Origin of the sequence: Bremerella volcania, from assembly GCF_007748115.1 — a bacterium.
GTDB lineage: Bacteria > Planctomycetota > Planctomycetia > Pirellulales > Pirellulaceae > Bremerella > Bremerella volcania.
On the sequence record NZ_CP036289.1, the window covers coordinates 5,543,800 to 5,568,606 of the forward strand.

At 53.7% G+C, this 24,807-nt stretch carries 18 protein-coding genes; 12 read left to right on the plus strand and 6 right to left on the minus strand.

Annotation, left to right across the window (positions count from 1 at the left end; translation table 11 throughout):
• Position 1: 1 nt before the first annotated feature.
• Positions 2 to 700, plus strand: coding sequence for an ABC transporter ATP-binding protein (locus tag Pan97_RS22070; RefSeq protein WP_144976395.1), 699 nt, complete (start codon positions 2 to 4; stop codon positions 698 to 700).
• Positions 693 to 1,835 carry an ABC transporter permease gene (locus Pan97_RS22075; RefSeq protein WP_144976398.1) on the plus strand — a complete coding sequence of 381 codons (1,143 nt, stop codon included), beginning with the start codon at positions 693 to 695 and terminating at the stop codon, positions 1,833 to 1,835. The genes Pan97_RS22070 and Pan97_RS22075 overlap by 8 nt, the downstream gene beginning before the upstream one ends.
• Positions 1,836 to 1,837: 2 nt before the next feature.
• Here the strand turns inward: Pan97_RS22075 and Pan97_RS22080 are convergent, their stop codons facing one another.
• Positions 1,838 to 3,850, minus strand: coding sequence for an FAD-dependent oxidoreductase (locus Pan97_RS22080; RefSeq protein ID WP_144976400.1), 2,013 nt, complete (start codon positions 3,848 to 3,850; stop codon positions 1,838 to 1,840).
• 376 nt (positions 3,851 to 4,226) lie between these two features.
• Here Pan97_RS22080 and Pan97_RS22085 point away from each other — a divergent pair, with 376 nt between their 5' ends.
• The 7 genes from Pan97_RS22085 (at position 4,227) to Pan97_RS22115 (ending at position 12,047) form a co-directional block, all read left to right on the plus strand.
• On the plus strand, positions 4,227 to 4,847 hold the full coding sequence (locus Pan97_RS22085) for a hypothetical protein (RefSeq protein ID WP_144976402.1): 621 nt from the start codon (positions 4,227 to 4,229) through the stop codon (positions 4,845 to 4,847).
• Between the two features lie 221 nt (positions 4,848 to 5,068).
• Positions 5,069 to 5,932 (plus strand): TVP38/TMEM64 family protein, encoded by an 864-nt coding sequence (locus Pan97_RS22090; RefSeq protein ID WP_144976404.1) that lies wholly within the window; start codon positions 5,069 to 5,071, stop codon positions 5,930 to 5,932.
• A 14-nt stretch (positions 5,933 to 5,946) separates the two neighbouring features.
• Complete coding sequence (locus Pan97_RS22095; RefSeq protein ID WP_144976406.1) at positions 5,947 to 7,503, plus strand: mercuric reductase; 1,557 nt, start codon at positions 5,947 to 5,949, stop codon at positions 7,501 to 7,503.
• A gap of 74 nt (positions 7,504 to 7,577) precedes the next feature.
• The gene (locus Pan97_RS22100) at positions 7,578 to 8,738 is read left to right on the plus strand and encodes a methyltransferase domain-containing protein (protein ID WP_144976408.1); all 1,161 of its coding nucleotides are present in this window, start codon (positions 7,578 to 7,580) and stop codon (positions 8,736 to 8,738) included.
• Positions 8,739 to 8,804: 66 nt separating this feature from the next.
• Positions 8,805 to 9,848, plus strand: coding sequence for an arsenosugar biosynthesis radical SAM (seleno)protein ArsS (arsS, locus tag Pan97_RS22105; RefSeq protein WP_144976410.1), 1,044 nt, complete (start codon positions 8,805 to 8,807; stop codon positions 9,846 to 9,848).
• Complete coding sequence (locus tag Pan97_RS26565) at positions 9,845 to 11,185, plus strand: TIGR04283 family arsenosugar biosynthesis glycosyltransferase (RefSeq protein ID WP_196782185.1); 1,341 nt, start codon at positions 9,845 to 9,847, stop codon at positions 11,183 to 11,185. Before arsS ends, Pan97_RS26565 begins: the two co-directional genes overlap by 4 nt.
• Before the next feature lie 16 nt (positions 11,186 to 11,201).
• Positions 11,202 to 12,047: a sterol desaturase family protein gene (locus tag Pan97_RS22115; protein WP_144976411.1), complete on the plus strand. Its 846-nt coding sequence runs from the start codon at positions 11,202 to 11,204 to the stop codon at positions 12,045 to 12,047.
• 15 nt (positions 12,048 to 12,062) lie between these two features.
• Here Pan97_RS22115 and Pan97_RS22120 read toward each other — a convergent pair whose 3' ends face one another.
• The 5 genes from Pan97_RS22120 to Pan97_RS22140 all read right to left on the minus strand — a co-directional run bounded on the left by Pan97_RS22120 (position 12,063) and on the right by Pan97_RS22140 (position 18,966).
• Entirely contained in the window at positions 12,063 to 12,938 is an 876-nt protein-coding gene (locus Pan97_RS22120; RefSeq protein ID WP_144976413.1) for a hypothetical protein, read from the minus strand.
• Positions 12,935 to 14,305, minus strand: a complete 1,371-nt coding sequence (locus Pan97_RS22125) for a cytochrome P450 (protein ID WP_144976415.1) — start codon at positions 14,303 to 14,305, stop codon at positions 12,935 to 12,937. The genes Pan97_RS22120 and Pan97_RS22125 overlap by 4 nt, the downstream gene beginning before the upstream one ends.
• A gap of 12 nt (positions 14,306 to 14,317) precedes the next feature.
• Positions 14,318 to 15,982: an NAD(P)/FAD-dependent oxidoreductase gene (locus Pan97_RS22130; RefSeq protein ID WP_165698914.1), complete on the minus strand. Its 1,665-nt coding sequence runs from the start codon at positions 15,980 to 15,982 to the stop codon at positions 14,318 to 14,320.
• Between the two features lie 2 nt (positions 15,983 to 15,984).
• Positions 15,985 to 17,067, minus strand: a complete 1,083-nt coding sequence (locus Pan97_RS22135) for a 3-oxoacyl-[acyl-carrier-protein] synthase III C-terminal domain-containing protein (protein ID WP_144976419.1) — start codon at positions 17,065 to 17,067, stop codon at positions 15,985 to 15,987.
• A 372-nt stretch (positions 17,068 to 17,439) separates the two neighbouring features.
• Complete coding sequence (locus Pan97_RS22140; RefSeq protein ID WP_241676448.1) at positions 17,440 to 18,966, minus strand: sulfatase family protein; 1,527 nt, start codon at positions 18,964 to 18,966, stop codon at positions 17,440 to 17,442.
• Positions 18,967 to 19,466: 500 nt separating this feature from the next.
• On the opposite strand from Pan97_RS22140, the gene Pan97_RS22145 reads away from it, so the two are divergent.
• The 3 genes from Pan97_RS22145 (at position 19,467) to Pan97_RS22155 (ending at position 24,807) form a co-directional block, all read left to right on the plus strand.
• Positions 19,467 to 19,982: a sigma-70 family RNA polymerase sigma factor gene (locus Pan97_RS22145; RefSeq protein ID WP_196782448.1), complete on the plus strand. Its 516-nt coding sequence runs from the start codon at positions 19,467 to 19,469 to the stop codon at positions 19,980 to 19,982.
• Positions 19,979 to 21,712 (plus strand): FecR domain-containing protein, encoded by a 1,734-nt coding sequence (locus tag Pan97_RS22150; protein ID WP_165698915.1) that lies wholly within the window; start codon positions 19,979 to 19,981, stop codon positions 21,710 to 21,712. Before Pan97_RS22145 ends, Pan97_RS22150 begins: the two co-directional genes overlap by 4 nt.
• Before the next feature lie 62 nt (positions 21,713 to 21,774).
• Entirely contained in the window at positions 21,775 to 24,807 is a 3,033-nt protein-coding gene (locus Pan97_RS22155) for a PSD1 and planctomycete cytochrome C domain-containing protein (protein WP_241676332.1), read from the plus strand.

Genomic DNA, 24,807 nt, shown 5'->3' on the forward strand with positions numbered 1-24,807 from the left:
CATGCCCCTGGTTGAAGTCTGCCATGTTACCAAGCAGTACCACAAAGGTGACGAAACCATCACGCCGCTTGATGACGTATCTCTCGCGATCGAGCGGGGAGAGTTCTTGTCTCTGATGGGCGCTAGCGGTACCGGCAAGAGTACCCTGCTGAATCTGATCGCTACGATCGACCGCCCCGATTCCGGCAGCATCGTCGTTGACGGTACGGATCTTACGACACTCTCCCGCACGAAGTTGGCCAAGTGGCGTGCCGCGAACCTTGGCTACGTGTTTCAAACCCACAACCTCGTTCCGGTACTTACCGCTTACGAAAACATCGAGCTTCCCTTGCTGCTTTTGCCGATGTCGCGGGCTGAGCGCAGACAACGCGTCAAGATTGCCCTGGAAGCCGTCGATCTGATCGACCGGGCGAGCCACTATCCGCGGCAACTCTCCGGCGGTCAGGAACAACGTGTCGGTATTGCTCGGGCGATTGTGAATCATCCGCTGGTAGTCGTGGCCGACGAACCGACCGGAGACCTCGACCCGGAGACCTCACAGCAAATTCTGCATCTACTGGGCCGTTTGAATCGCGAACTGGGTGTGACGTTGCTGATGGTCACTCATGATCGTTCAGCCGCCCTGGTCGCCCATCGGCAGTTCCAACTCGATCGTGGCAAGCTGGTCGAAACGACCGATCGAGAGGTCGAACATGTTTAAGTTCTTGCCATTGGTCCTCAAAACACTGTGGAGACATAGATCCCGGACGGCCCTGACCTGTGTCGGTGCCGCGATTGCGCTATTCGTATTCTGCTTCGTGGGCGCGGTTCAAGAAGGCATGACCGATTTGCAGGCGAGACAAGCAGCGAAAGGTTCGTTGATCGTCTTCCAGGCCAACAAGTTCTGCCCCGCCACCAGCCACTTACCGCAAGACTACCAGCAGCAAATCCAAAAGTTGCCGGGCGTCGACGACGTGATCCCAATCCAGGTATTCACCAATAACTGTCGAGCCAGCCTGGACGTGATCGTCTTTTATGGCCTTCCCCCGGATAAGATCCGCAAGGCACGTGACTTCCAGTTGAAGGCGGGAAACTGGAGTGAATTCGAGGAACATCAAGATGCTGCTGTCGTTGGCAGTGCCGTAGCATCACGCCGCGGTATAAGCGTCGGCGACAAGTTCTCGATTGGAGACTTAACCGTTCAGATTGCCGGCATCTTCACCGCGTCTGATCCGGCGGAGGAAAACTATATCTATTCTCATCTCGAGTTTTTGCAGCGTGGAAAAGGGATGAACTTGGTTGGAACCGTTACCCAACATGAAGTAATCCTGAAGCCAGGCACCGACCAACTGGCGATCTGCGAAATGATCGATGACAAGTTTCGCGGAGGTTCGGTCGAAACGGACACGCGTCCCAAAGGAGTCTTTCAAGCCAAGAGCCTGGGAGATTTGAATCAGCTTGTCGAGATGTCGAAGTACCTTGGTTATGCGTGCGTCGTCATCGTGCTCTCCCTGGTCTCGACGACGACCGTGATGTCGGTTCAAGACCGAATCAAGGAACACGCAGTCCTGCAAACACTAGGATTCACGGGGAGAACGGTATTTGCACTGGTTCTTTCCGAAAGTATCGTCCTGAGCTTACTTGGCGGTGCACTGGGCATCGCCAGTGCCGTTATTACGCTGGAATTCAGCAGTCTATCGGTCTCGGCCGAGGCTGTCAGCGTTGCTTTCCTACCCTCGTTCCGATTGATTCTCGTTTCGTTGACCGTGGCTCTCGTAACGGGAATTGCCGCAGGCATTTGGCCGGCATGGCAAGCGGCTCGCGTCGATATTCTAGGAGCCCTTCGAGCTTCTTAGTCTTACTCGACCGAGACGAACACGACCGCGTCGATGATCACGTGCCCGTCGGTCCCTTCGTTACTGACGACAACTTCTCCTTGCTGGTCAAAGCGAAACTTACCCAGTGACACAAAGATCTCATCAATACTTGGCTTCTCGCGTTGGTTGACGACGACTCTTTGTTCCCCTGCAGCGTGTCGAATCGTAACCGGCAAATTACTCGCACGGTTGCTATTAGCCGAGTAAGCCAAGCGGACTTCGTACTCCCCAGACTTCAGTTTCGTGGCGAACGTTGCAGTGCATTTGCCTTTGGCTTGATCTTGGTCGTGACGATATCCACGACCGATAAATGGGCGGATATGATTTGACTCCTCCCACTCTCCTTCCAGTTTTGCGTCTCGATCATCAACGACGATTCCCTTCAACGTCTTCGGATGGATCGGTCCTTCAGAAGATCCTTCGTACTGGATAATTTGGCCATCGGCCAACAACTGCTTAGCCAACGATTCGTACTTAATATTCTGAACACTCACGTTGTCATCGATTGCTTGCGAGGCGGCTGTCGCGGCACTTTGGCCAAGGATCATGAAGACCGGTTCCATGCGAATCGAACCAAATGCGATGTGACTGGAAGACAACGCAACTGGCACCAAAAGGTTCGTGCATTCAGACGCCTTGGGGGTAATCGCGCGGTAGGCAATCGGGTAGGGGGACACGCGAATCTCGACATTACCTTCATTGCGGATCGCTCCATCGACCGCAACCATCTGGCAATGATGCGAGTCCATATTATAGGACGCCAAACCAATGGAATCCTCAGGCACCTCGTAGCCTTGGCAATTGTCCTGGGTCATCACATAGTCACTCAGCATGCGACGACCTTCGCGGATGTAGAGTTCATGTGTCCAACCACTCGTGTCTTGATATTCATCGGAAGGCAGGCCGAATGCCGCGAAACGATCTCGCCACTGGTCGGGAATTCGTGGCGAATGTGTCAGGAAATACATGACGCCGATCTGATAGTTCGCGTGGTCCTGGAAGATCTTTTCTCGGGTCATCCAATCCCCTTCAGGCCAATCGGTGTTGCCCCCGACAAAGTCAATGAAGTAGGCACCATCGAACAGATGGTGATTGTTCGTATCGATCGACCAACCCATGCGTGGATCGGCTCCGGACTCGAACAGTCGGGCGAGTACTTCGTACTGCTGCGTGTCGTAGACGTTCGGCTTCGGAAACGGCAGGCGGTCTTCCCCTTTGACCAACCGCATACGAAAACAATAAGCCTGGATTGCCTTGTCTCCTTCGCCGGGAACACCTCCATCGGCGACGATTCGAGGCAGAAGCCCACTGGAGGGATCCCCGGGCCTCACGTACGGATCGATTGCCGTCGGGAAGTTGTGCCCGCCGGTCCCTGGCTGACGAATGCCATCATACGTTTCGTCATAGACGCTATTGGCTTCTCGGCCAACTGCATACGAGACACCGGCCCTGGCGAAAAGGTCCCCTTCGTACGTTGCATCGATGAACTGCTTTGCTTTAACAACCAGGCCGTCTTCCATTGAGATCGAAGTGATCTGCGTACCGTCTCTGTTGACCTTGTCGAGATGCGCCAAATAATACACTTCAACCCCAGCCTCGGTCAGCATCTTCTTATAGACATCTTCTGCAGCCGATGGCTTGAAGTTCCGTTGACCGATTTGGTTGTAGAATTCTCGCGCGATTCCGCCGCACACATCCGCGCCGCCGCCATCGGTATGGCTCAAGCCACCGGTAGTCAAACCGCCGACATGTTTACCAAAGGAAAGCAGCACCGCCGATTTGCCCATCCGTCGCGCTTGGATCGCGGCGACCACACCTCCGCTCGTTCCGCCGTAGACGCAAATGTCCGTTTCGATTTCGCGAGGCTCTACCCTCTCTGGCGGATAGTAGTACCGCAGGCCGTCTACAGCGGGTTTCGGTAAAGATTGAGCCAAGCCGTGACCAGCGATGACAGAAGTCAGGACGACTAAAGCGGGTAGGAAAATCTTCTGCATGATGCGATGCCATGAGGGGGGAACGAGGCGAATTCGGATTCTTTATTACACTCTCTCGCGAGCGAACATTCAAACCCACCGTTTTCGACCTTAAGCCTGACAATCCGTTCTGACATACGAACTTACGCAACGGCGATCCAGCAGTGCTATCAGGCAACGAAGATAGTCTGATCCGCGAGCCCTTTTCGGTCGCCGATATGCTGACTTTAACGGGAATTCAAGTATTGATTTCAAAAGTGCTTGCTGCGAATATCTCCGCGTCATTTTCGGTTCAACTGACACAATCCGAAAAGTCGATACCATTGCTGGGGCGAGATATTTAGACCAGAGAGTGCCTGAGAAGACCGCGGAATCCCTTTGGCCAAGGAAAAATAGAATGCAGCGGCGTCAATTTCTGAAAACGCTCACCACCCCAGTAGCTTTGGCGCCGGTTGCCTTGTTCTCGAGCGGATGTGGATCGTTGATGCATTCTGAGCGAGTTGGCCAACCGCATACCCATCAAATCGACTGGAAAGTCGCCGCGCTCAACGGTCTGGGGATGCTGTTCTTCTTCGTCCCCGGCGTAGTGGCATTCGCCGTCGACTTTTACACTGGTGCCATCTACCTTCCGTATGACGAAGTGCACCCTCCACAATACATGCCAGGCCCTGCTACGACTCCCGCGCCGAGTTGGAGCCCCAGCGATTCACCGGGCATCGCCACCGAAGGCTTGCCGTCATCTCCACCTGCAGTACCGGCTATGCAGCAAACATCGACGGAAGTCCCGGGAATCGAACTTCGCCAGGTTCAAATTCCGCGCGACCAAATCAACTCCAGAACACTTGAGTACATCGTGTCAAGCCACACCGGCCAATCGATCTGCATCAATGACCAGGACACACGGCTGAGTGTTTTGGAGAAGCTCGAAGGTTTTCGCGAGCAGCGCAAACGCCACGAGGTCGACCATGGTTTTGGGTCGACCGTGCATAGCTTCTTTACCACACCGCGGAATGCCTAGAAGGATTCTTGCGATACGCCGTCATCGAGTGTTCGCTATTTCACTCTGTAAAGCCCAGCGGTTCGGGTAGACTTTAGGTTCATGATTTTGATCAACCTTCCCGGTGCGCATCGGCTAAACAGAAAAATGGTTGCCGATGCACTAGGTCTCTTAGCCGTATGAATGCCCAGCAGGGTTCAGATTCCGATCCTTCCGACGCAGCCTCAACGGACCCGATCGCCATGTGGCTTCAAGTCGTCCGTTGGATCGCCGTCTTAGTCGGGGCGATCAGCCTGATCTTGATTGTCCGCAGTTTACCGACGAAAGATCTGCTTGCATCACTCGAGACCTGGATCTCATCTCTTGGGATATGGGGTCCCGTCGTATTGACGATCGCCTATATTGTCGCCACGGTGCTTCTCGTTCCTGGAACGATTCTTACGCTCGTCGCTGGCGCCACTTTTGGGCTTGGCATCGGGACAGTGGTTGTTTCGATTGGTTCCACGATCGGGGCGTCGTTGTGCTTCCTCATCGCGCGGTACGGAGTTCGCAGGCATGTTACCCAATGGGCGGAACGGTATCCCCTTTTCGCGGCCATCGATAGCGCCATTGGCGAGGGAGGTTGGAAGATTGTCGCCTTATTGAGGCTGTCGCCTGCGATCCCCTTCAATGTGCAGAATTATCTCTATGGGCTGACATCCATTCGATTTTGGCCCTACGTGATCGCGAGTTGGCTGGCCATGTTGCCAGGGACGTTTCTTTACGTTTACTTAGGATATATCACGCGGGCTGCCTTAGGAGAGCAGCGTGAGCGAACGCTGGCCGAATGGATTTTCCTGGCAATTGGCCTGGCTGCCACCGTTATTGTTAGTGTCTACATCGCTCGCCTGGCCCGCAGTAAAATTCGCAGCCAAGTTGCGGATTCGGCCACGTCAGACTCGCCTGCTCCAAGTGATGCCGAACTCAACGAAACCAAGGAGCCACTTCCAAGGTATTTAATGCGTACGATCCTACTGGTTGGTTTCGCATTGCTCTTGGTTCTGTTGGCAGCCAATTCACACCAGATCGAGGCCTGGCTCATCACGCATCCTCGCGAAGTATTGTAAAGCAGGTAGAACGCATGGCTCCCCAGGACAGGCCACAGTTTCTTCAAGACGGTGTCATCCCTCGGCTGCCCCAAACAAGCCCGGACGATCAGGCCAATCGCCTCCTCATCGAGAACGTGCATCCTTCAGACTGGAAGCCACCGCAACCTTCCGGAAGATACAACCTGGTCGTAATTGGAGCCGGGACGGCGGGCCTGGTTACTGCCGCCGGTGCGGCAGGTCTCGGTGCCAAAGTCGCTCTGATCGAACGCGACCTCATGGGAGGCGATTGTCTCAATGTGGGCTGCGTACCCTCCAAAGGCATCATCAGCGCCGCACGCATGGTTTTGCATCAGCGGCGAAGCGGCAGTTTCGGCGTAAAGACGTCTCAAGATGGTCCGATCGATTTCCCCGCGGTCATGCAGCGAATGAGGACGCTACGAGCCGAGATCAGCCACAACGACTCAGCCATGCGGTTTCAGAAACTGGGTGTCGATGTCTATTTTGGTCAGGCCCAGTTTGTCGCCTCGCAGACGATTCAAGTCAATGGTACGCGTCTGAACTTCAAAAAGGCAGTGATCGCCACTGGCGCTCGCGCCGCCGTCCCTGCAATCCCTGGCCTCAACGAGGTGAGTTATCTGACCAACGAGAGCGTCTTCTCGCTGACCCAGTTACCACACAGGCTCGGCGTGGTGGGCTCTGGGCCAATCGGCTGCGAACTGGCACAAGCCTTTTCGCTTCTAGGATCGCAGGTCACACTACTAGGGCGTTCGCCGCACGTCCTTCCTAAGGAAGACCAAGACGCCAGTGCATTGGTCGCTCGAGCCCTGCAACGTGATGGCATCACACTTCAAAACGGAATCTCGGATCTGAAAGTCGAATCAGGCGATCCCATTCAGTTGAGCTGGAGCGAAGACGGGGAAAGCAAACAGGCAAATGTTGATCAACTTCTGATCGCGACCGGACGAAGACCGAACGTCGAAGGCTTAAATCTCGAAGCCGTTGGGGTCGACTACAACGACAAAGAAGTCAAAGTGAACAATCGCCTGCAGACCACCAACAAAAACATCTTCGCCGCCGGCGACGTCTGCTCTCCTTATCAGTTCACGCACGCAGCCGATTTCATGGCCCGAGCAGTGATTCAAAATGCTCTCTTCCTTGGACGTAAACGCTGGACCGACCTGATCATTCCCTGGTGTACTTATACTTCTCCTGAAGTCGCTCACGTGGGGCTGAGCGAGCACCAGGCAAACGAGCAAGGTCGCGCCATTGACACCTACATTCAGCACTTTTCCGAGATAGATCGTTCTATTCTCGAAGAAGAAACGGAAGGCTTTGTCAAAGTTCATGTTAAAAAGGGAACCGACAAGATCCTCGGTGCGACCATCGTCGCACCCAGCGCCGGCGAGATGATTTCCGAGATCTCCCTCGCCATGACCCATGGACTGGGTCTTGGCAAGATCGGCAGCACGATCCATCCTTATCCGACGCAAACCGAGGCCATCCGCAAGTTGGGAGATCAATACAATCGCACACGGCTAACCCCGTTTGTGAAGGCCCTTTTTCACCGTTGGTTAGCCTGGTCACGGTAATCGTGGTCGAAGTTACGTACAAAAACAATGTTCGGTCATACATCACTGATTATTAGCAAGTGTGAAATTCAACTATGTCCACATCCCCTAAACTCGACAGCGATCAAGCCGTTGCCCAGCGGTATGCCGATGCTGCTCAAGAGCGTGAGGCGGCTCTCTGCTGTCCCGTGCAATACGATACCAAGCTTTTGGAAGTGATCCCGGATGAAGTGATCGAACGCGACTACGGCTGCGGCGACCCTACACCCTATGTCCGGCCAGGGGATACGGTACTGGACCTGGGGAGTGGAGGAGGGAAACTTTGTTTCATTGCGGCCCAGATGGTCGGTTCGCAAGGGCGTGTCATCGGCGTCGACTGCAATCAAGAGATGCTGAGCCTGGCCCGAAAGCACGCCCCGACCGTCGCCGAGCGAATAGGCTATGCGAACGTTGAATTCCGCAATGGCATGATACAAGACTTGCAGTTGGATCTCGACCAGCTCGCAACCGTCCTGTCCGACCAACCGGCTAGTGACCTTACCAGCTACCATGCACTGCGGCATGCAACCGAACGAATTCGCAGTGAGCGGCCGCTGATCGAGAGCAATTCGGTCGACTGCGTTTTATCTAACTGTGTACTGAACCTTGTGAAGGTTTCCGATCGACATCAGTTGTTCGCAGAAATGTTCCGCGTTCTCCGCGTCGGGGGCCGCGTAGCGGTCAGCGATATTGTGAGCGACGAAACCGTTCCGGAAACACTCAAGAATGATCCAACGCTTTGGTCAGGCTGCATTAGTGGTGCGTTTCGGGAAGATGAATTCTTGAATGCGTTTGTCGAGGCGGGCTTTCATGGTATTGAAATCGTCAAACGCGAAGCCCAACCCTGGCAGACCGTCGAAGGAATTGAGTTTCGTTCGGTGACTGTCATGGCATACAAAGGAAAGCAGGGGCCTTGCCTGGAACGCAATCAGGCCGTCATCTACCGAGGCCCCTTTTCCACGGTTAAAGATGACGATGGTCACATCTATTATCGCGGCGAAAGGATGGCCGTCTGTGATAAGACGTTTCGTTTGCTGCAGGCTGAGCCTTACGTTGAAATGTTCGACTTTGTCGAGCCCATAGAACCGATTCCCCTGGACGATGCCGAGCCGTTTATGTGCCACCAAAATGCGCGGCGTCATCCCCGCCAAACGAAAGGATTGGACTACGACGTAACCACCGAAGCTCCTAGCGAATGCGGAGATGACTGCTGCTAAGAACTGGCACAAGCTACTCGCTTGACATCTCGCAACGTTACCGACCGCCGTGAAAGTTTCCCATCAATGCAATTGTCACTCGTCAGACGCCAGAGCACTCTCGCCCATGCTCAAACACAACATGAAATCCTTCAAGGCGACCTGGTTGCCAACCTCCCCCATTTTGATGAAGCTCTGCAACAGCACCATTTGCCACTGCTTCACGCCGCCGGCATCGACGTTTTGCAGATCAATGTCGGCAAGCTCTGCAATCAAACATGCACGCATTGTCATGTCGATGCGGGTCCAGACCGCCGTGAGAGCATGTCTCGCGAGATTGCCGAAGCGATCATCTCGGCCCTGACTCGCCTAGAGATTCCTACGCTCGATATTACCGGTGGTGCCCCGGAAATGAATCCTAACTTTCGCTATCTCGTCGAACAGGCCCATGCGCTTGAGCGACGAATCATCGATCGCTGCAATTTGACGATCCTGGTCGCTAACGGATATCGCGACCTGCCTCAGTTCTTGGCCGACCATGGCGTCGAGGTCGTTGCTTCGCTTCCTTGTTACCTGGAAGACAACTGTGATCGCCAACGCGGCGATGGCGTCTTCCGGCGGTCGGTTGAAGCGTTACGCCTTCTTAATGAGCTAGGATATGGCCAAGCCGATAGCGGCCTACGACTCACGCTGGTTTACAATCCCGTTGGGCCTTCCTTGCCGCCCAGTCAAGCGGAGCTCGAAGTCGCTTATCGCCGCGAACTGAAGTCTCGCTACGACATTGTCTTCAACCAGCTGCACACGATTACGAATCTTCCCATCAGCCGATTCCTGGACGACCTGCTTCAGACAGGCAAGTACGAAACCTACATGAGGAAGCTCGTCGACAGCTTCAATCCGCAAACGGTTCCCCATGTCATGTGCCGCACCACTCTCTCGGTGGACTGGCTTGGTAACCTATACGATTGTGACTTCAACCAGATGCTTGAATTGCCGGTGACCACGAAGCGTCGCCGAATTGAAGATTTGGACTGCGATACCATTGCCCAACGGACCATCGCTACCGGCAGGCACTGCTTCGGATGTACCGCCGGAAACGGCTCGAGTTGTCAGGGCGCGATCCTTTCATGAAAACACAGTTGATCGTCTTTACCCGATATCCTGAACCGGGAAACACCAAGACCAGGCTTATTCCTTCCCTGGGTCCTGAAGGTGCAGCAATACTTCAGCAAAGACTCACGTCCCATACGCTCGATATAGTGCGAACCTTTCAGAGACAAGTGCCATGCACTATCGAAGTGCGGTTCGCTGGCCGCGATGCGACGGCCATGCAGGCCATGTTCGGAGACGGCATGGGCTATGTCCCACAGCAAGGAACTGATCTGGGAGAACGTCTTTGCCATGCGATCGACGAGGCATTTCAAGCCGATTCGGATCGTGTGATCGTGATCGGTGCCGACTGCCCACAGCTCGATGCCACTACTTTGCAAATGGCAAATCGACTGCTTGAGAGACACGACGTGGTCGTTGGCCCAGCAGAAGATGGGGGATATTATCTCATTGGACTGAAGTCTCCCCAGCCGAGCTTGTTCCGAGAAATCCCCTGGGGAACGTCCAGGGTACTAACTGAGACCATGAAGAAGATAGACGTCCAAGGTCTAAGCCGGAAACTGCTTTCACCTCTCTCCGACGTCGACTATCCGGAAGATTTAATCTCATGTCGCCGGTGGCCGCAGTTGCTCGAAGGGATCTTGCCAGCCTACGATGCCAATCGGCTTTCCATCGTCATCCCCACACTCAATGAGGTGAAAAACCTGGCCGAAACCTTGCACGCCGTGAACAGTCGCTGCACAAGTGAGAAAGACCTTGAAGTCATCGTTGCCGATGGTGGAAGCAAGGATGACACGGTTCAAATCGCCCTACAGCACCAAGCCAAAGTTGTCCAGTGCAAGCCTGGTCGGGGTATTCAGCTGAACGCCGGAGCCGCGTTGGCCAGTGGTGGGCACCTCCTTTTTTTGCACGCCGACGCACTTTTGCCCTTCCGTTACGATGAGGTCATCCGAAACACCCTGCATGGCAAGACAATCGCTGGTGCGTTTCGTTTGAAAATCGACCATGATACGCCTGGGCTGCGATTGGTGGCCCAGCTTGCCAACCTTCGTTCTCGATTCCTTCAGCGGCCTTATGGAGACCAGGGCCTGTTCTTGCGTTCACAAACGCTTTACGAAGTAGGTGGGTTTCGAAACTGGCCCCTGATGGAAGACATTGAACTGGGGCAGAGGCTCCGCAAACGCGGGCGAATTGCGATGGCAGATGTGTCGATGACCGTATCTGCCAGGCGGTGGCGGAAGCGGGGAGTCGTGCGTACGACCTGCATGAATCAAGCTATCCTATTAGCCTGGCGAATGGGCATTTCGCCTGAGCGATTGGCATTGTGGTATCGTGGTAAACCAGTGTCTTCCTCATGAGATGATTTGAGCGAACATGCATCCCCACGTCGAGATGATCATCCGGCTGGCCTGCTTTCTTGGCGTGTTGGTAGTCATGGCCATATGGGAACTGTTGGCACCGCGGCGCGTATTGACGACAGCCAAGACATCTCGCTGGCTGAGCAATTTGGCGTTGGTCGTCATCAACACGATCACTGCCCGTATCGTGCTACCCATCTCAGCCGTGGCCGCGGCCATGTTTGCCGAGTCACGGCAGTGGGGTATCCTTTACCTGGTTGACTGGCCGATGTGGGTTGAGGTGCTCTTGGCCGTGCTCATCTTTGACCTGACCATCTATCTGCAACACGTCATGCTTCATGCCGTTCCGCTGCTGTGGCGACTTCACATGGTGCACCATGCCGACATGGACATCGACGTTACGACAGGACTTCGTTTCCATACGCTGGAAATATTGCTTTCAGCTGTGATCAAACTGGCTTTGATCGTTGTGCTGGGCGCACCGGCGATCGCTGTCTTTTTGTTTGAAGTGCTATTGAATGCTACGTCAATGTTCAATCACAGTAATATCTCGCTCCCCCCGTGGCTCGACCGAGTCGTGCGTCTGGTGCTGGTAACACCGGACATGCATCGAGTCCACCATTCGGTCATTCGCCGTGAGACGAACAGCAACTTCGGGTTTAATCTGCCTTGGTGGGACTTCCTGCTCGGCACCTACCGCGATCAGCCTTCAAAAGGTCACGACAAGATGGACATCGGGCTCAAAGAATACCGCGTTGAATCTCAGGTAGAACGCTTGCCTGGCATGCTGCTTTTGCCGTTTGCGAGAAAGTCCGACTCGTATTCAATTGCCGGCGAAGACGTACAAAGTAACCCTGACTGAAGCCCCCGTGCGGCATTAACCTTCAACGGTCCTTGCGTCCTGCGTCGGTGGGTGATTCATGAGCAGGTCATAGCAGACTTCGTCGAAGACGATGTGATAGTAGAGATACTGGCTAGGGTTCGAGAAAAAAGCACTGCTGTTGTAGTGCCCGCGATTGCTTACTTCCTGCATGTAGAAATCGAGGTCAATCTGGGCCTGGCGGTCATTGGCATAAAGCTGCTTCATGCACCACAACAGGAGCGAATCCGATCCGAACGAATTGAGCGCCGTGATGGTCGTTCGTAAGTCACCAAACAAAGTGATGGTCGTCACAATCAACAGGACAATATTGGTTGGCCCCAGTAGCTGATACGAATACTTCTTGTTTTCCTCTAACACCTTCTTGCTCAGAAGCTCATGATCGGCTGGTCGGGTAGCGCGGATCTTGGCAAGATTGGCGAGAAACTGTTCGCGATCAAAACGATCCACTACCTCATACGAGAGTAAGTCGTGCCCGACGGTCAGCTGATTACGCAGGGCAACGTCGATACTCTCAAGGTTGAAATCGCCATCAATTCCGTTAAGCCGCTTGTCACTGGGCGTATAGTTTTCGTCGTGAGGCCCCAAGATGTGCCGGTACAAGAGGGGCTCGATCTGGACGTGCCGCATCAGCAATTCAGCTGCATCCTGAGTTGCGACATACTTCAACCCAAAGGTCATCCACCAATCGATCAAGTAGGCTTCGCAGCCGAAAGGAAAGCGATGAAAGATGAACTTCAGCGGAAAACTGATCGTCCGCTGAAAAAAATAGCTAAAGACGATGATCGGCCGTAAGTAAATGAAGTCCCAGCGATTTTTCTCGCGAGCGAAGATCTCGTTGATGTAATCGGTGATGTAGGGAAACTGATTCATGATCGCCTTTCCAAGCGGGCTCGTACGCCGTACTTAGGAGTCATCGTCAGATTGGCTGCCATTTCATGGCGATGCGACTGGTCCAACACAACCTTGAATTGCCGCGCAAGCACTGCCAGGACGACAACCAGTTCCATCATGGCAAAGTGAACACCAATACAGATTCGCGGTCCTCCACCAAAGGGAATATAAGCATAGACGGAACGTTTGTTCTCTTCGGATCCAGGCCTGAATCGTCCGGGATTGAACTCTTCCGGGGCGTCCCAGAACCCTGGATGTCGATGCAGGGAATATCGGCTGAAGACTACCACCGATCCCTTCGAGATCTGGACACCACCTAATTCAACATCGGCGGCTACGTTGCGATTCTCAAACCAGAATGGCGGATGAAGACGAATCGCTTCCTCAATCACCATCCGCGTATATACCAACTGCGGAATGTGTTCCAGCTGAAGCGGCCCGGTGCCAATCACTTCGTCGATTTCCTGATGCAGCTGATCGCGAACGTCTGGATGCTGGTCTAACTCGCACCAGACCCACGCCAGAGCACTGGACGAAGTCTCGTGTCCTCCGATAATCATTCCGAGCGCCTCCTCTGCAATCTCCTGATCCGACATTGGCTCGCCTGTCTCTTCATCCCGGGCCGCCAAAAGCCGACTGATCAAATCGGTGGACCGCTCGCCTCCACGGCGTCTCTGGATCATCTCTTGCAGGAACTCATTGAATTCTGCCAGTGCCTGTTTCAGTTTACGATTGATACGAGAGGGAAACCAAAAGCTGCGAATGATCGGCAACGGCGGTTTGGCACTATACAAATTGATCACGTGAGTCCAGTGACTGATTTTTGGCGCGATCTTGTCGAATGAGTCATGAAACAACGCCCGCCCTGCGATCTGCAGCGTCACGTGATTCATCTCACTAGCAACATCTAGCACCTCGCCTGCCTGGCAGATCGGTTCCCAGCGGATTGCCGTCTGCTGTGCTGAGTCGCGCATCAGTTCGAAATAGTGCTCAACGGCACGAGGTCCAAACAGCGGCTGCATCAGTCTTCGCGCACGTCGCCAGCGTTCCCCCTCGGCCACGACAAGACCATTGCCAAACGCGTTGCGAAACCGGTCGTAAATAACACTGTTCTTATCGAACGATTTATGCGTCTCCATCAACACTTGTTTGACCAGCGATGGATGATTGACCAGGTAAAAGCTAAATAAACCGCGATAGTGAACGAAGTCTCCCAGGTCCTGCACCAACGTGTCAAAGAACTTTGCGCGGTTACCGGCAAGCAGCCACTGACGATACATTAGCGGCGGGCGGGCGAGCTTGCCGGAGAATGTTGGAGGCTGCGAGTCTGATTGCTGCGATTCCATGAGCAATGACGCCTACGAGGGTAGATGGGCAGCCTGGCGTCGGAACACGCGCCGCACGATACGGAATCCCCAGTCCAACGGCTTGAGCAAGAGCAACAGCAACACAAACACCGACGGCATGTAGACCGGCGCACTCCCAAAGAATCGATGCGTCGGCTGATCTTGGAAATAATAATGTGCCGTGGTCGCCGGTTGTAGTTGAATACGGCACCACTCTCGAAGCGACCCCGCAGTTTTCACCGTCGGATAGATCTTCATCTGCCGGGCCAGATAGTCGCAATACGGGAACATCTCGACCGGGTAGATGATCTCAAGATCGAGCCTGGGATACCGTGCAAAATTGGCCTCTTGAGCTAACGCATGCTCCTGGGCAATATCGGGCGGCCGCGGCACAGTTCCACCAATAATCCCTGTGATGTAGTTTGCCTGCATCTCGCTGATCGAGGGAATGTTGCCAATCACCGGCCGAGCAAATCCGACCAGGAAGAGGTCCGGATACGTCACATGCACGCAGCCCAGGTAAAAGTCGGCCAGGCTCATCGTTCCGCCTGAGATCGCCGATAAAGTCGACTTATACCCAACCGCAGGCAAAATCTTCGTCGGGGCAACATCAACTTGCTCATCCGACTGAAACTGATAGAAGCGTATCATCTCGTCGTCGACCGGTTCTCCGACGATCTTGATGCGTCCATCGGCAACACCATCCAGGAAGTCGTCGCTCTTGTTGTGAAACATATTGAATAGCTCATCCTTGGCTCCTTTCGTAAGTCGATAAGCCCATTCTTTTTTCAACTCTTGGTGGCTCGACTTGGAATTCTCGGCTTGTTTTTTACTCTTGGCCGGAAACCACTTCTCGAATCGCTCCTGATGCAGCATCCGGGCTTCGACAAACCGTTGGCCAATCCAATTGCGAAGCACCGGATGGATCGACAACATCAAGCGGTTTCGCAAGAAGTCCGACGGAACGCCTCGGATCGGATGATAACGCGGACTGACGCGAACCCCGGTGCGCAGCGAAAGATATACCTCGTTATTCAGTTCTGGGCGAGCCAGTCGAGTCGCGTAGTCAACCGCCGACTCGCCGCCACCAAAGACGACAATCCGTTCGCCTGTAACGTGCGCAAGTCCATCCGGTTTGTTGAGTTCTCGGGGCGAAAGCGTGGGCAGCTTCGTTTCCAGTTCCTTGCACTGGGCAGTCAGGCCGGTACATATAACGACCGCATCGAATTGCTCGGTCACCGACGTCGCCTGACCTTCTTCCCCAGTGCTGCGATACGTAAGCAACCACCCTTCGTCACTTGCTGCCCGCTGAAGTCTTTCGACCTGACACCCCAGCTTAATGTGCGAGCGAAGCTGGAACGCGTCGGCAAACTGGTTGAGGTACTCTCCGTATTCTCCATCACGAAAGAACTCGGCCCGGCTCTGTCCGCCATCATTTTCCACGGCGGCGTCTCGCACCGGAAAGCAGGTAAACTGAGTTGTGTACTTCGTCGAGGTCGAAACAAAGCCTGGATAGGGATTGCCCCAGACACCCGTGATTTGGTCCCCTTTTTCGTAGCAGACAATTTGCCAGCCCGGCAGGGCATCGATCGCTGACTTCAGCGCAATCAGACCGCTGCTTCCGCAGCCAATGATGGCCAGCTTCCTGCTGGTGTTAAGTGCGTTTGCGTCACTCACGATCATGTCGCCGTCAAACTAACGAGAACGAAATTGAACTGACCTGACTCGGGGATAAAGAGCAACAAACGGTCCCCCGACATGATCTCGTGCTGCCGGACGAACTCGTCCAGCATGACATAAATACTCGCCGTACCCGTGTTTCCGGCCGTCGCTAGATTCGTCCAGTAAGGGACAGTAACCGAGGGATTAGACGTAAACTTCTGCATCGTCTTTTCCATCTTCCGCCGGAAGAAGTAAGAAGACATATGCGGCAGAATCATCCGATACGCTCCCAATTGCTCGTTGTTCTTCTCAAGTGCCGAGGCGACGAACTCGCCGGCAAATTGGTATAAGTAGCGGGTCAGGATGCCCACGTCCTGGCTGAGAAGACGATTCGCATTTTCCAGTTTCATGCATAGCGGGGCATGGTGGGCAAACGACATCGAATGCGTCCAGTCGACCCGAAACGACAACCCGTCTGCACGTGGCTCACTTTCAAGAAGCACCGCGCCACTACCGTCGGAGAGCATGAACCGCAGAAAGACCGACATGAACCACTGGCTTTTGCGGATATCGGCATGTTCTGCTCGGTCGTCGATAGGGCGGATTGCGGAAGCCTTTAAAATCTCGGATGCATGCTCGGCGCCGATACTCAGGGCCGACTCGTGCTCGCCAAGCTTCACAGCTCGAACAGCCGCTACCAACGCAGCCGATGCCGAGGTGCAGATCCCGCCATGCGAACTTAGCTCCAAGGATCGATCGAGAACGCCATCCGCACCAAGCCGACTATGAATTATCGAAGCGATTCCAGGGCCTGATAGCGGCGCGTAAGTCGAACCTGCAGACAAAAACGTAACCGGGCGCCGCGGTGAAGCCTCACTTAGACAGGTCTTCGCGGCAAGTTTTGCCAGGTCATAGACATCGTGAGTTGCCTGTTGCCGTTGGTCGAGCGCGTAGTGCCGCGAGACGATACCGTTCATCTTAAGCACGCTTTGTGCAACCTGCGACTCCCCGTCGAGCACACCTAGATACTCGTGAATCTCCTCATTGGAAATCGTAGGACCAGGCAAAAAGGAGCCTGTCGCCGTTATGAAGCATTCCATCTTCTTCGACTTTCAGACGCGGAACTCTTCAGCAACTTCATTACCGACTGTTGAAGCCATAGGGATAACAGGAATTGCCGTCACTCTAGCCACCTAAGACATAAACGTCCAGACAACATAGGGGGGGTCTTTGTTGCCCCCTCGCCACTGAGGATTTCCGATTTACATCGCATGAAACGGCCAAATCCAACATTGGCATGTTGGCCTTTCACCTAATACGCGTCGACCGGGCTGGATCCGGTCAAGTAAGCCGTAAAACGCTGGGACAACGTTTCATTTCGGTCGTCGGACACTCAATTACCTGCGAAATCCGACTGACGTAAATGCGTCACGCACAGCAAGAGTGGCTCTATTCGTGCGTTTTGACATTTACTAGCGTTTCACAGGTTTAGGCAACGCGGGAGCCTCGTAGAATTCGCGAAGGCGGTAATACTCCTTCGTCAACGAATCACGGATTGGCTGTGCCGCAGGGTCGTCGTAGATGCTAATCATCTCGTTAGGATCGGACTGCAGGTCAAACAGATTCCATTCCTCGGTTACCGGAAAATGAATTAGTTTGTATCGTTTGGTCCGAACGCCAAAGTGCTGTGGTACCGCGTGCTCACCAAGTTCATAGTAAGCATAGTACAGTGACTCGCGCCATTCCGTGGGCTTCCCCTTCAAGATCGGGACGAGCGAACGGCCCTGAATCTCTTCCGGAATCTCCAAACCGGCCATTTCCAAAAAGGTGGGTGCGTAGTCGATATTTTGAACCAATTCTTCCGCGGTCGAATTCGGATGCGTCAAACCGGGCCAGCGAATGATCAACGGCATCCTAAGTGACTCCTCAAACATCCAGCGTTTGTCGTACCATCCATGTTCACCCAGATAGAAACCTTGATCTGACGAGTAAACCACGATGGTATTTTCGGCCAGACCGTTATCGCCGAGGTACTTCAGCAATCGCCCGACGTTCTCGTCTACCGCCTTCACCGTGCCGAGATAATTTCGCATGTAGCGACGATACTTCCAACGCACGATGTCCCGGCTCGACATTTTGCCTGTTTTAAAGTCGTTCAAGAATGCTCTATTGCGCGGACCGAAGTGCGCATCCCACTCGGACTTTTGATCATCGGTCATCCGATTGTATTCCGGCGTTCCATAGCGATCAGGCTTCGGTAGTGCGACTTCGCCCCGCTCATCCTTGCGGACCTTCAGGTCATAGGCCCAGTCAAGATGACGATCGATTTCCATCTCGTTTTTGGCCAACGTCAAGCTTCTGTTGGTATAGGCATCAAACAGATTTGCCGGTTCTGGGATTTCCACCTCGTCAAATACGTCCAAGTAGCGAAGTGGCGGGGCAAAAGTACGGTGCGGTGCTTTGTGCTGGCACATTAGGAAGAACGGCTTCGATTGGTCGCGTTGTTCCAGCCATTCAATTGATTTGTCAGTGGTAATGTCGGTAACATAGCCAGTAAACCGCTTCGTCGAACCATCCTGCTGAATGAAGTCAGGATTGTAGTAGTTGCCTTGGCCCGGCAGGATTTCCCAGTGATCAAATCCCAAGGGTTGCGTCTTTAGATGCCATTTGCCAATGAGGGCTGTGTTGTATCCAGATGACTGAAGTGCCTTGGACAGCGTCCATTGCGATTGATCCATGCCTTGTCCGGTGTTTCGCATGAACCCATTCTTGTGACTGTGCTTGCCTGTCAAAATCGTGGCCCGCGATGGTCCGCAAATCGAGTTCGCACAAAAGGAGTTACGAAACAACATTCCTTCTCGGGCCAAGCGATCAATGTTGGGAGTCGGAGCAACCTTGGCTAAGTCTCCACCATAGGCTGAGATAGCCTTAATAGCGTGGTCATCAGAAAAGATGAACAAAATGTTGGGCCTGGTCGACCGATCTTCTGCCGTGACCATGGCAGAACAACAGAGCAGCAATAGGAGAGAGCTGGTATAGCAGATTCGCAACATGGGGACTGTCTTCCTGCCGTTGTGATAGGCCGCGTGGCCGCGAAGTCATGAGGTCACACAAAGCCCCTGACAACTCCGACGCCGACTGCATGGTTATTTTGCCTGATTCTAATCTAGATCGACCCGCTATGTACATAAACGCGCCGGTCTAAGGAGCTTCTCGCCCAATTAAGCTAGAAGACTCGACCCTTAACCAACACTCGGCCAAAAGGCAACTTCCTGAAAAAGCCACTTTTTTTTGAATACCTCGCGTTATGAATCGCGAATGATGGATAAGTCTTAGTAGGCATGCCCTTTTCCTATCGTATTCCTGCCAACCGCCGCGATTCAGTGGCTCGTAGTCATCGCTCATTCCGGGAGTTTTCATTATTTCCGACCACAGCGACCCGCCGTCAACGGATTCCAGAGCCAGAAGCACCCCGGTACTCCCACTAGCCAGCAGCGAGATCGATGAGCGTTTCGTCTCGCTAATTGCACGGCATCAATTACCGCTGACAGCCTTCTTGAGAACGATTGTTCGCACTTCCGCGGACGTTGACGACGTTTTGCAGGAAACCAATTTAGTCCTGTGGCGAAAACGAAACGAATACGATCCGACTCGTCCATTTGCAAGCTGGGCATGTCGGATTGCTCACTTGCAGGCACTCTCCTTCTTTAAGTCTCGAGGGCGAAAGTCGCACATCCCACTCAGTGAGGAATTGATCGAAGACTTGGCAAGGCGCGCCGCGATGCAGATGGAACAGATTGACGAACGCGCGGAAGAGCTTCGTCGGTGCGTTGCCAAGTTGCCGGCCAATCAGAGGTCGATTCTTCAATCGCGTTATCAAAACAATGTTTCCATCAACGACATCGCCAAACGTCTGGGACGTCAACCTCAGGCCGTGGCAATGACACTCTACCGAATTCGAAAGTCACTGAAAGAATGTGTCGAACGGGCTCTTCGTATCGAGGTGCCAACATGAGCGACCAAGTCTCTCCCGAAACTCGACTCGAATTTGAACGCCTTATCACTGGATTGCTTGGTGGGAATCTGAGTGAAGCCGAAGACGCAAGACTATCGCAAATCATTGAGCGTTCGACGGAACTGCGTCAGTTGTATGTCGACCAGATCGTGTCGGATACGCTACTCCAGTGGACGCAGATCGACTATTCGGATCCGCCGACTGAACCAGAGCCTGTCGAGGTCCATAACCAGATCATCGAGACGATTCAGGAACAAACACTGGTCCCATCCCAGCGGCGTCTTGAAAGCTGGCAAAGCGCGGGCTTGATATTAGCTGCTCTCTCCGCGACGGTACTTCTGGCCGTGTTCCTCTGGCCAGGTCGGCAAAAAGATCGACCAAATAACTTGGCTGTCGATGTACCCAATTCACCCACGATTGCGGCAATCCTTATCGATAGTGAAGATGCCATCCTGGCTGACTCTAATGGCGACTTGGAATATGGCATGCCCTTTCGAGAAGGCGAGCACCTCAAATTAGACGCAGGATTGGTTCGTCTGGCATTCGAATGCGGCAGCGGTGTGACCTTACAGGGACCGGCCGAGTTAGAATTCCATTCCGCCTGGAAAGCGGTGCTGCATCGAGGCAAACTGGCCGCGGTCGTTCCGGAAGAAGCTCGCGGATTTACCATTTTTACGCCCGACATGAAAATCGTAGACCTTGGCACCAAGTTTGGGGCTGAGGTCGATGCGACCGGTCAAGCGAGTGTCCAGGTGTATGAAGGCGAAGTCACCGTCCAATCACGTAAGGCTCCTGAGTCCGACAAAGCCCTACTGCTTAGCGCAAAAGCAACTTCGCGTTACTCCCAGTCTCGAACAGATTTCACGGATATTTCTCTGGCCAGCGTCGATTCAAGCGACCGTGTCTCACTGCCATCGCTCGAACAGATTCAATTGGCTCGAAACGGCCAATATCCGCCGGCCATGCATACGATGCCCCTCTCGGAAGCTCTCTCGCGATTGGGGAAAATACCTGCTTCCGTCGAACAAGCTGTACCAGCGAAAGCTTGGTTGGTCGAAGACTTCTCTCCCTTCCAGCAAAATGAAACGGGCAAAGGTGTATTTCATCCTTGGATTGTCGATGGAAAATTTGCTCGCGTCGCGATCTTGGATACTCCCTTACGTTGGCAGGGGATATCGGGAGATCCCTATGTCGTCGAGATGGATGGCCGTGATCCGGCATTTCCATCCATCTGCAATCGGTTGGAAACACAACTGCCCACACCGCTGAACCAAGATTTCTGCTTCAGCTTCCTAGGACGATACCAGGGGCTCGATCCCGATGACTTCTTCGCCCTTTGGTTTGACAACCACTTGGGAAAGGGGATCAGTCACTCCACGAGACCCAATGCAGGCATTCGCTTTGGCGAGTACTTCGCACGCCTAAAACTCGACCATCAGGATAATCGTCCAGTAACTGGGGACGATGTCCGGTTCTTTCTCGTGGGGCGCCTTCGCAAGTCAAGCATGTCGAAATTCAGTCAAATCGAACTGTGGATTAATCCCGATGTGCAGTCGATCGGGCCGCCTGATCTCGTCTATGAACTACCTCCAGGGCAAGGTGCTGAAGTCCTGTCGACGCTTGGATTTCGTATGGGCAAAGATACTGAGCCTCACGACAAGCTGTGGATTGATCGCCTCCTGATTGACTTCGACCTGACGAACGTATTGCAGGCGTCACCAACCTCATAAGCATCATTCGCATGGGCACTCCTCAAACAAAAGGTTGGGAATTAATGAAGTGGATAGGTTCATTGCCGAAAACTCTTCTCGCTTGTTGCCTGGGCATCTGTGGCTGGGCGATGACGGCATCGGAGTCGTTTGCAGATCCTTTTCCGGTCGTCGCGGATCGTTTTGATCCTTCTGTCGAACTTTCCTCGGGAATCCCCGCAACGAAAGTATTGAACGGCTGGCGAGGTGGTTGGAAGCTTTCGAAACTATCGCCAGCATCGTACGATCCTACGGCAAATCTCCAATGGCCATCGGTCTTGATTCGAGGAACAGGCTCGCGCAACAACCCACTTCGCCGACAGCTCGATCGTGTTTACGCGGAGGATGAGGTATTCGTCGGATTCCGTTTCGTCTATGAACCAGAAAAGGTTAACGGTAACCCTGATCCGGAATTCTTCGTGCTCTGGCTTGATCGTACCGAAGGAAGCGACCAGGCCGTTCATAACTCAGGGATACCCAATATTGGCGTCCATCTGGCAGACCGAGGCCCAAGCAAAGGACAGAATGTTTTTATGCTGCGTTTCGGTTCAAGCCAAACCGCTTGGAGCCAACACAAACTCGAGCCTGGAAAGACTTATCGACTAATCGCCCGTCTATCCAAAGAAAAGCCGGGCGAGCGTAATGACTACACCCAGATGGAACTGTGGATCGATCCCGAAGAGGATTCTCGCAATGCTCCCAATCTTCAGATCAGCAAACAATCGGGACTGCATCAGTTCCACTGGGTTGGTTTCGCAACCGGCGTCAAGACGGAACGCGAAGATCGTATCCGTGTAGGTGACCTGGTTTTGTCTTCCAGTTGGGATGAAGCCTACGCGTTTCTGCATGCCAATGGCCTGGCCACTCCAGGAAAACCGCCGAAGCCCACGGTTGTGTGGAATGAGACCGTCGATTTCAAACGCGATGTCTATCCACTTCTCAAACAGCGCTGCTTTGAATGTCACGCTGGCGAGTTTCCCGATTCTGGCTACCGACTTGATGTTCGAAGTGAATTACTTGGGCACAGCACAGGACACGCACTCGTTGTCCCAGGCAAAAGCCGAAACAATCCCTTGCTGCAAGCTCTCACGTCGAACTCTGATACTAAGCGGATGCCCCCAGAGGGAGAGCCTCTGTCAGAAAAGCAAATTGCACTGATCACTGCCTGGATCGAACAAGGGCTCGACTGGGACGACAAGCTTCTTCCCGAACCCAAAGTCGAATCCGAACACTGGGCCTTTCAGCGGGTGGAACGACCTGAGGTTCCACAGGTCGATGGCTATGACACCAATCCGATCGATGCCTTTCTTGTAGCTCGTCAACGCGAATTAGGGCTTGTCCCATCCACGCCGGCAGATCGCCGAGTTCAAATTCGCCGCCTGTATCTAAACGCACTTGGCCTTCCTCCCACGGAAGAAGAGACGAATGCTTTCCTTAAGGACCAATCTCCCGGAGCTTACGCCCGATTGGTCGACCAGGTTCTTGCATCTCCTCACGCTGGCGAAAGAACAGCCAGGATGTGGCTTGACCTCGTTCGCTGGGGCGAGAGCGAAGGGCATCAGCACGATATTCCCCGTCCCTTTGCGTGGCGATATCGAGATTATGTCATCAATAGCTTCAACAGCAACAAACCGTACGATCAATTCCTAAAAGAGCAACTCGCTGGTGACGAGCTTCCGACAGAAACGGATCAGGCCGTGATTGCGACCGGTTTTCTCGCGTCGGCCCGCATCAGCGGCAACCAAATGGACAAGGACCTGCAGCGGACGGACGTCATGTTTGACATCGTCGATAACACGACGAGTGCCCTGCTGGGTCTGACCATGGAATGCGCCCAGTGTCATAACCACAAATTCGAACCCATCACGCAAAGAGACTATTACCGATTTCTAGCCTTTTTCTCTCGTGGTCAATTAGGAAACATACGTCTCCCGAACTCAGATACTCCATCGGCCCAGGAGATCTCTGAGTGGTTTTCCAAAGGCTCTTACAAATTTTATCTGCAAGAAGCAAAGAAACTGAAAATCGATCCAGCTGAGTATCCTGCTCATACCTGGGCATACTACTCGCCGGCCACCGGCAGGAAAGACCTCGAATACCTTGCGGTCGTAAACCGCTCTCCTCTGCCATACGTGCCTGATGTTTTGAAAGAGGCTGAGACTCATATTCTCGTTCGTGGTGATGTGAATAGCCCCGGATTGCGAGTCGAACCCGGCTGGCCGGCCGTCTTGGGCACGACTCCCTCGCAACTCACCCCCACACCGCGCCAAGCCCTATCGGATTGGCTGGGGAGTCGCGATAACCCACTGACAGCACGGGTATGGGTAAACCGACTATGGCAAATGTATTTCGGCCGCGGTATCGTGGCCACCTCCAGTGATTTTGGAACGCATGGCTCTCTCCCAAGTCACCCTGAACTGCTCGATTGGCTAGCCGTGGAACTGATGGAGAACTCCTGGGATACCCGGCACATTCAACGGCTGATTCTGACATCGGATGTCTATCGCCAGAGTTCAGCGTTCAACGCCAGCAATGATGCAATCGACCCGGAGAACATTCACCTTTGGCGCTGGCCGCAACGACGTCTTCAGGCAGAGGCGATTCGCGATTCTCTTCTGGTTGTTACCGGTGAACTCAACCGGCAAGTTGGCGGTCCCAGTGTCGCACCTCATCGAGACGAACAGGAACTTCGGCGAACGATCTACCTTTCGCAGAGGCGCAGTGAACTTCCGGATGTGATGCAAATGTTTGATGCTCCGGAAGCAATCCGTAGTTGTCCAGGTCGTGAAACATCGACGGTGGCCCTGCAGCCACTCTACCTACTCAATAATCCCTTCGTGGTGAAACGAGCGCAGAAGCTCGCCCAGCAGATCACTGAGGTAGCAGGAGAAGATCCTCAACGTCAGATCGAACTTGCCTTTTCGCGAATCTTAGGGCGCACGCCTACCGAACCAGAAGTCGAACGCTGCCGAACTATGCTTCAAGTAGTCGACGGAGACCAAGACCTTCAGCAGCGCAAACTTGCACAGTTTCTTCACGCTCTGATGAACCTGAACGAGTTTGTCTACTTACCTTAA

Coding starts and splice junctions, on each gene's coding strand:
- Pan97_RS22115 (WP_144976411.1), top strand. CDS start 11,202: ATGCATCCCCACGTCGAGATGATCATCCGGCTGGCCTGCTTTCTTGGC.
- Pan97_RS22070 (WP_144976395.1), top strand. CDS start 2: ATGCCCCTGGTTGAAGTCTGCCATGTTACCAAGCAGTACCACAAAGGT.
- Pan97_RS22125 (WP_144976415.1), bottom strand. CDS start 14,305: ATGGAATCGCAGCAATCAGACTCGCAGCCTCCAACATTCTCCGGCAAG.
- arsS (WP_144976410.1), top strand. CDS start 8,805: ATGCAATTGTCACTCGTCAGACGCCAGAGCACTCTCGCCCATGCTCAA.
- Pan97_RS26565 (WP_196782185.1), top strand. CDS start 9,845: ATGAAAACACAGTTGATCGTCTTTACCCGATATCCTGAACCGGGAAAC.
- Pan97_RS22135 (WP_144976419.1), bottom strand. CDS start 17,067: ATGGAATGCTTCATAACGGCGACAGGCTCCTTTTTGCCTGGTCCTACG.
- Pan97_RS22100 (WP_144976408.1), top strand. CDS start 7,578: ATGTCCACATCCCCTAAACTCGACAGCGATCAAGCCGTTGCCCAGCGG.
- Pan97_RS22140 (WP_241676448.1), bottom strand. CDS start 18,966: ATGGTCACGGCAGAAGATCGGTCGACCAGGCCCAACATTTTGTTCATC.
- Pan97_RS22090 (WP_144976404.1), top strand. CDS start 5,069: ATGTGGCTTCAAGTCGTCCGTTGGATCGCCGTCTTAGTCGGGGCGATC.
- Pan97_RS22080 (WP_144976400.1), bottom strand. CDS start 3,850: ATGCAGAAGATTTTCCTACCCGCTTTAGTCGTCCTGACTTCTGTCATC.
- Pan97_RS22085 (WP_144976402.1), top strand. CDS start 4,227: ATGCAGCGGCGTCAATTTCTGAAAACGCTCACCACCCCAGTAGCTTTG.
- Pan97_RS22095 (WP_144976406.1), top strand. CDS start 5,947: ATGGCTCCCCAGGACAGGCCACAGTTTCTTCAAGACGGTGTCATCCCT.
- Pan97_RS22150 (WP_165698915.1), top strand. CDS start 19,979: ATGAGCGACCAAGTCTCTCCCGAAACTCGACTCGAATTTGAACGCCTT.
- Pan97_RS22120 (WP_144976413.1), bottom strand. CDS start 12,938: ATGAATCAGTTTCCCTACATCACCGATTACATCAACGAGATCTTCGCT.
- Pan97_RS22075 (WP_144976398.1), top strand. CDS start 693: ATGTTTAAGTTCTTGCCATTGGTCCTCAAAACACTGTGGAGACATAGA.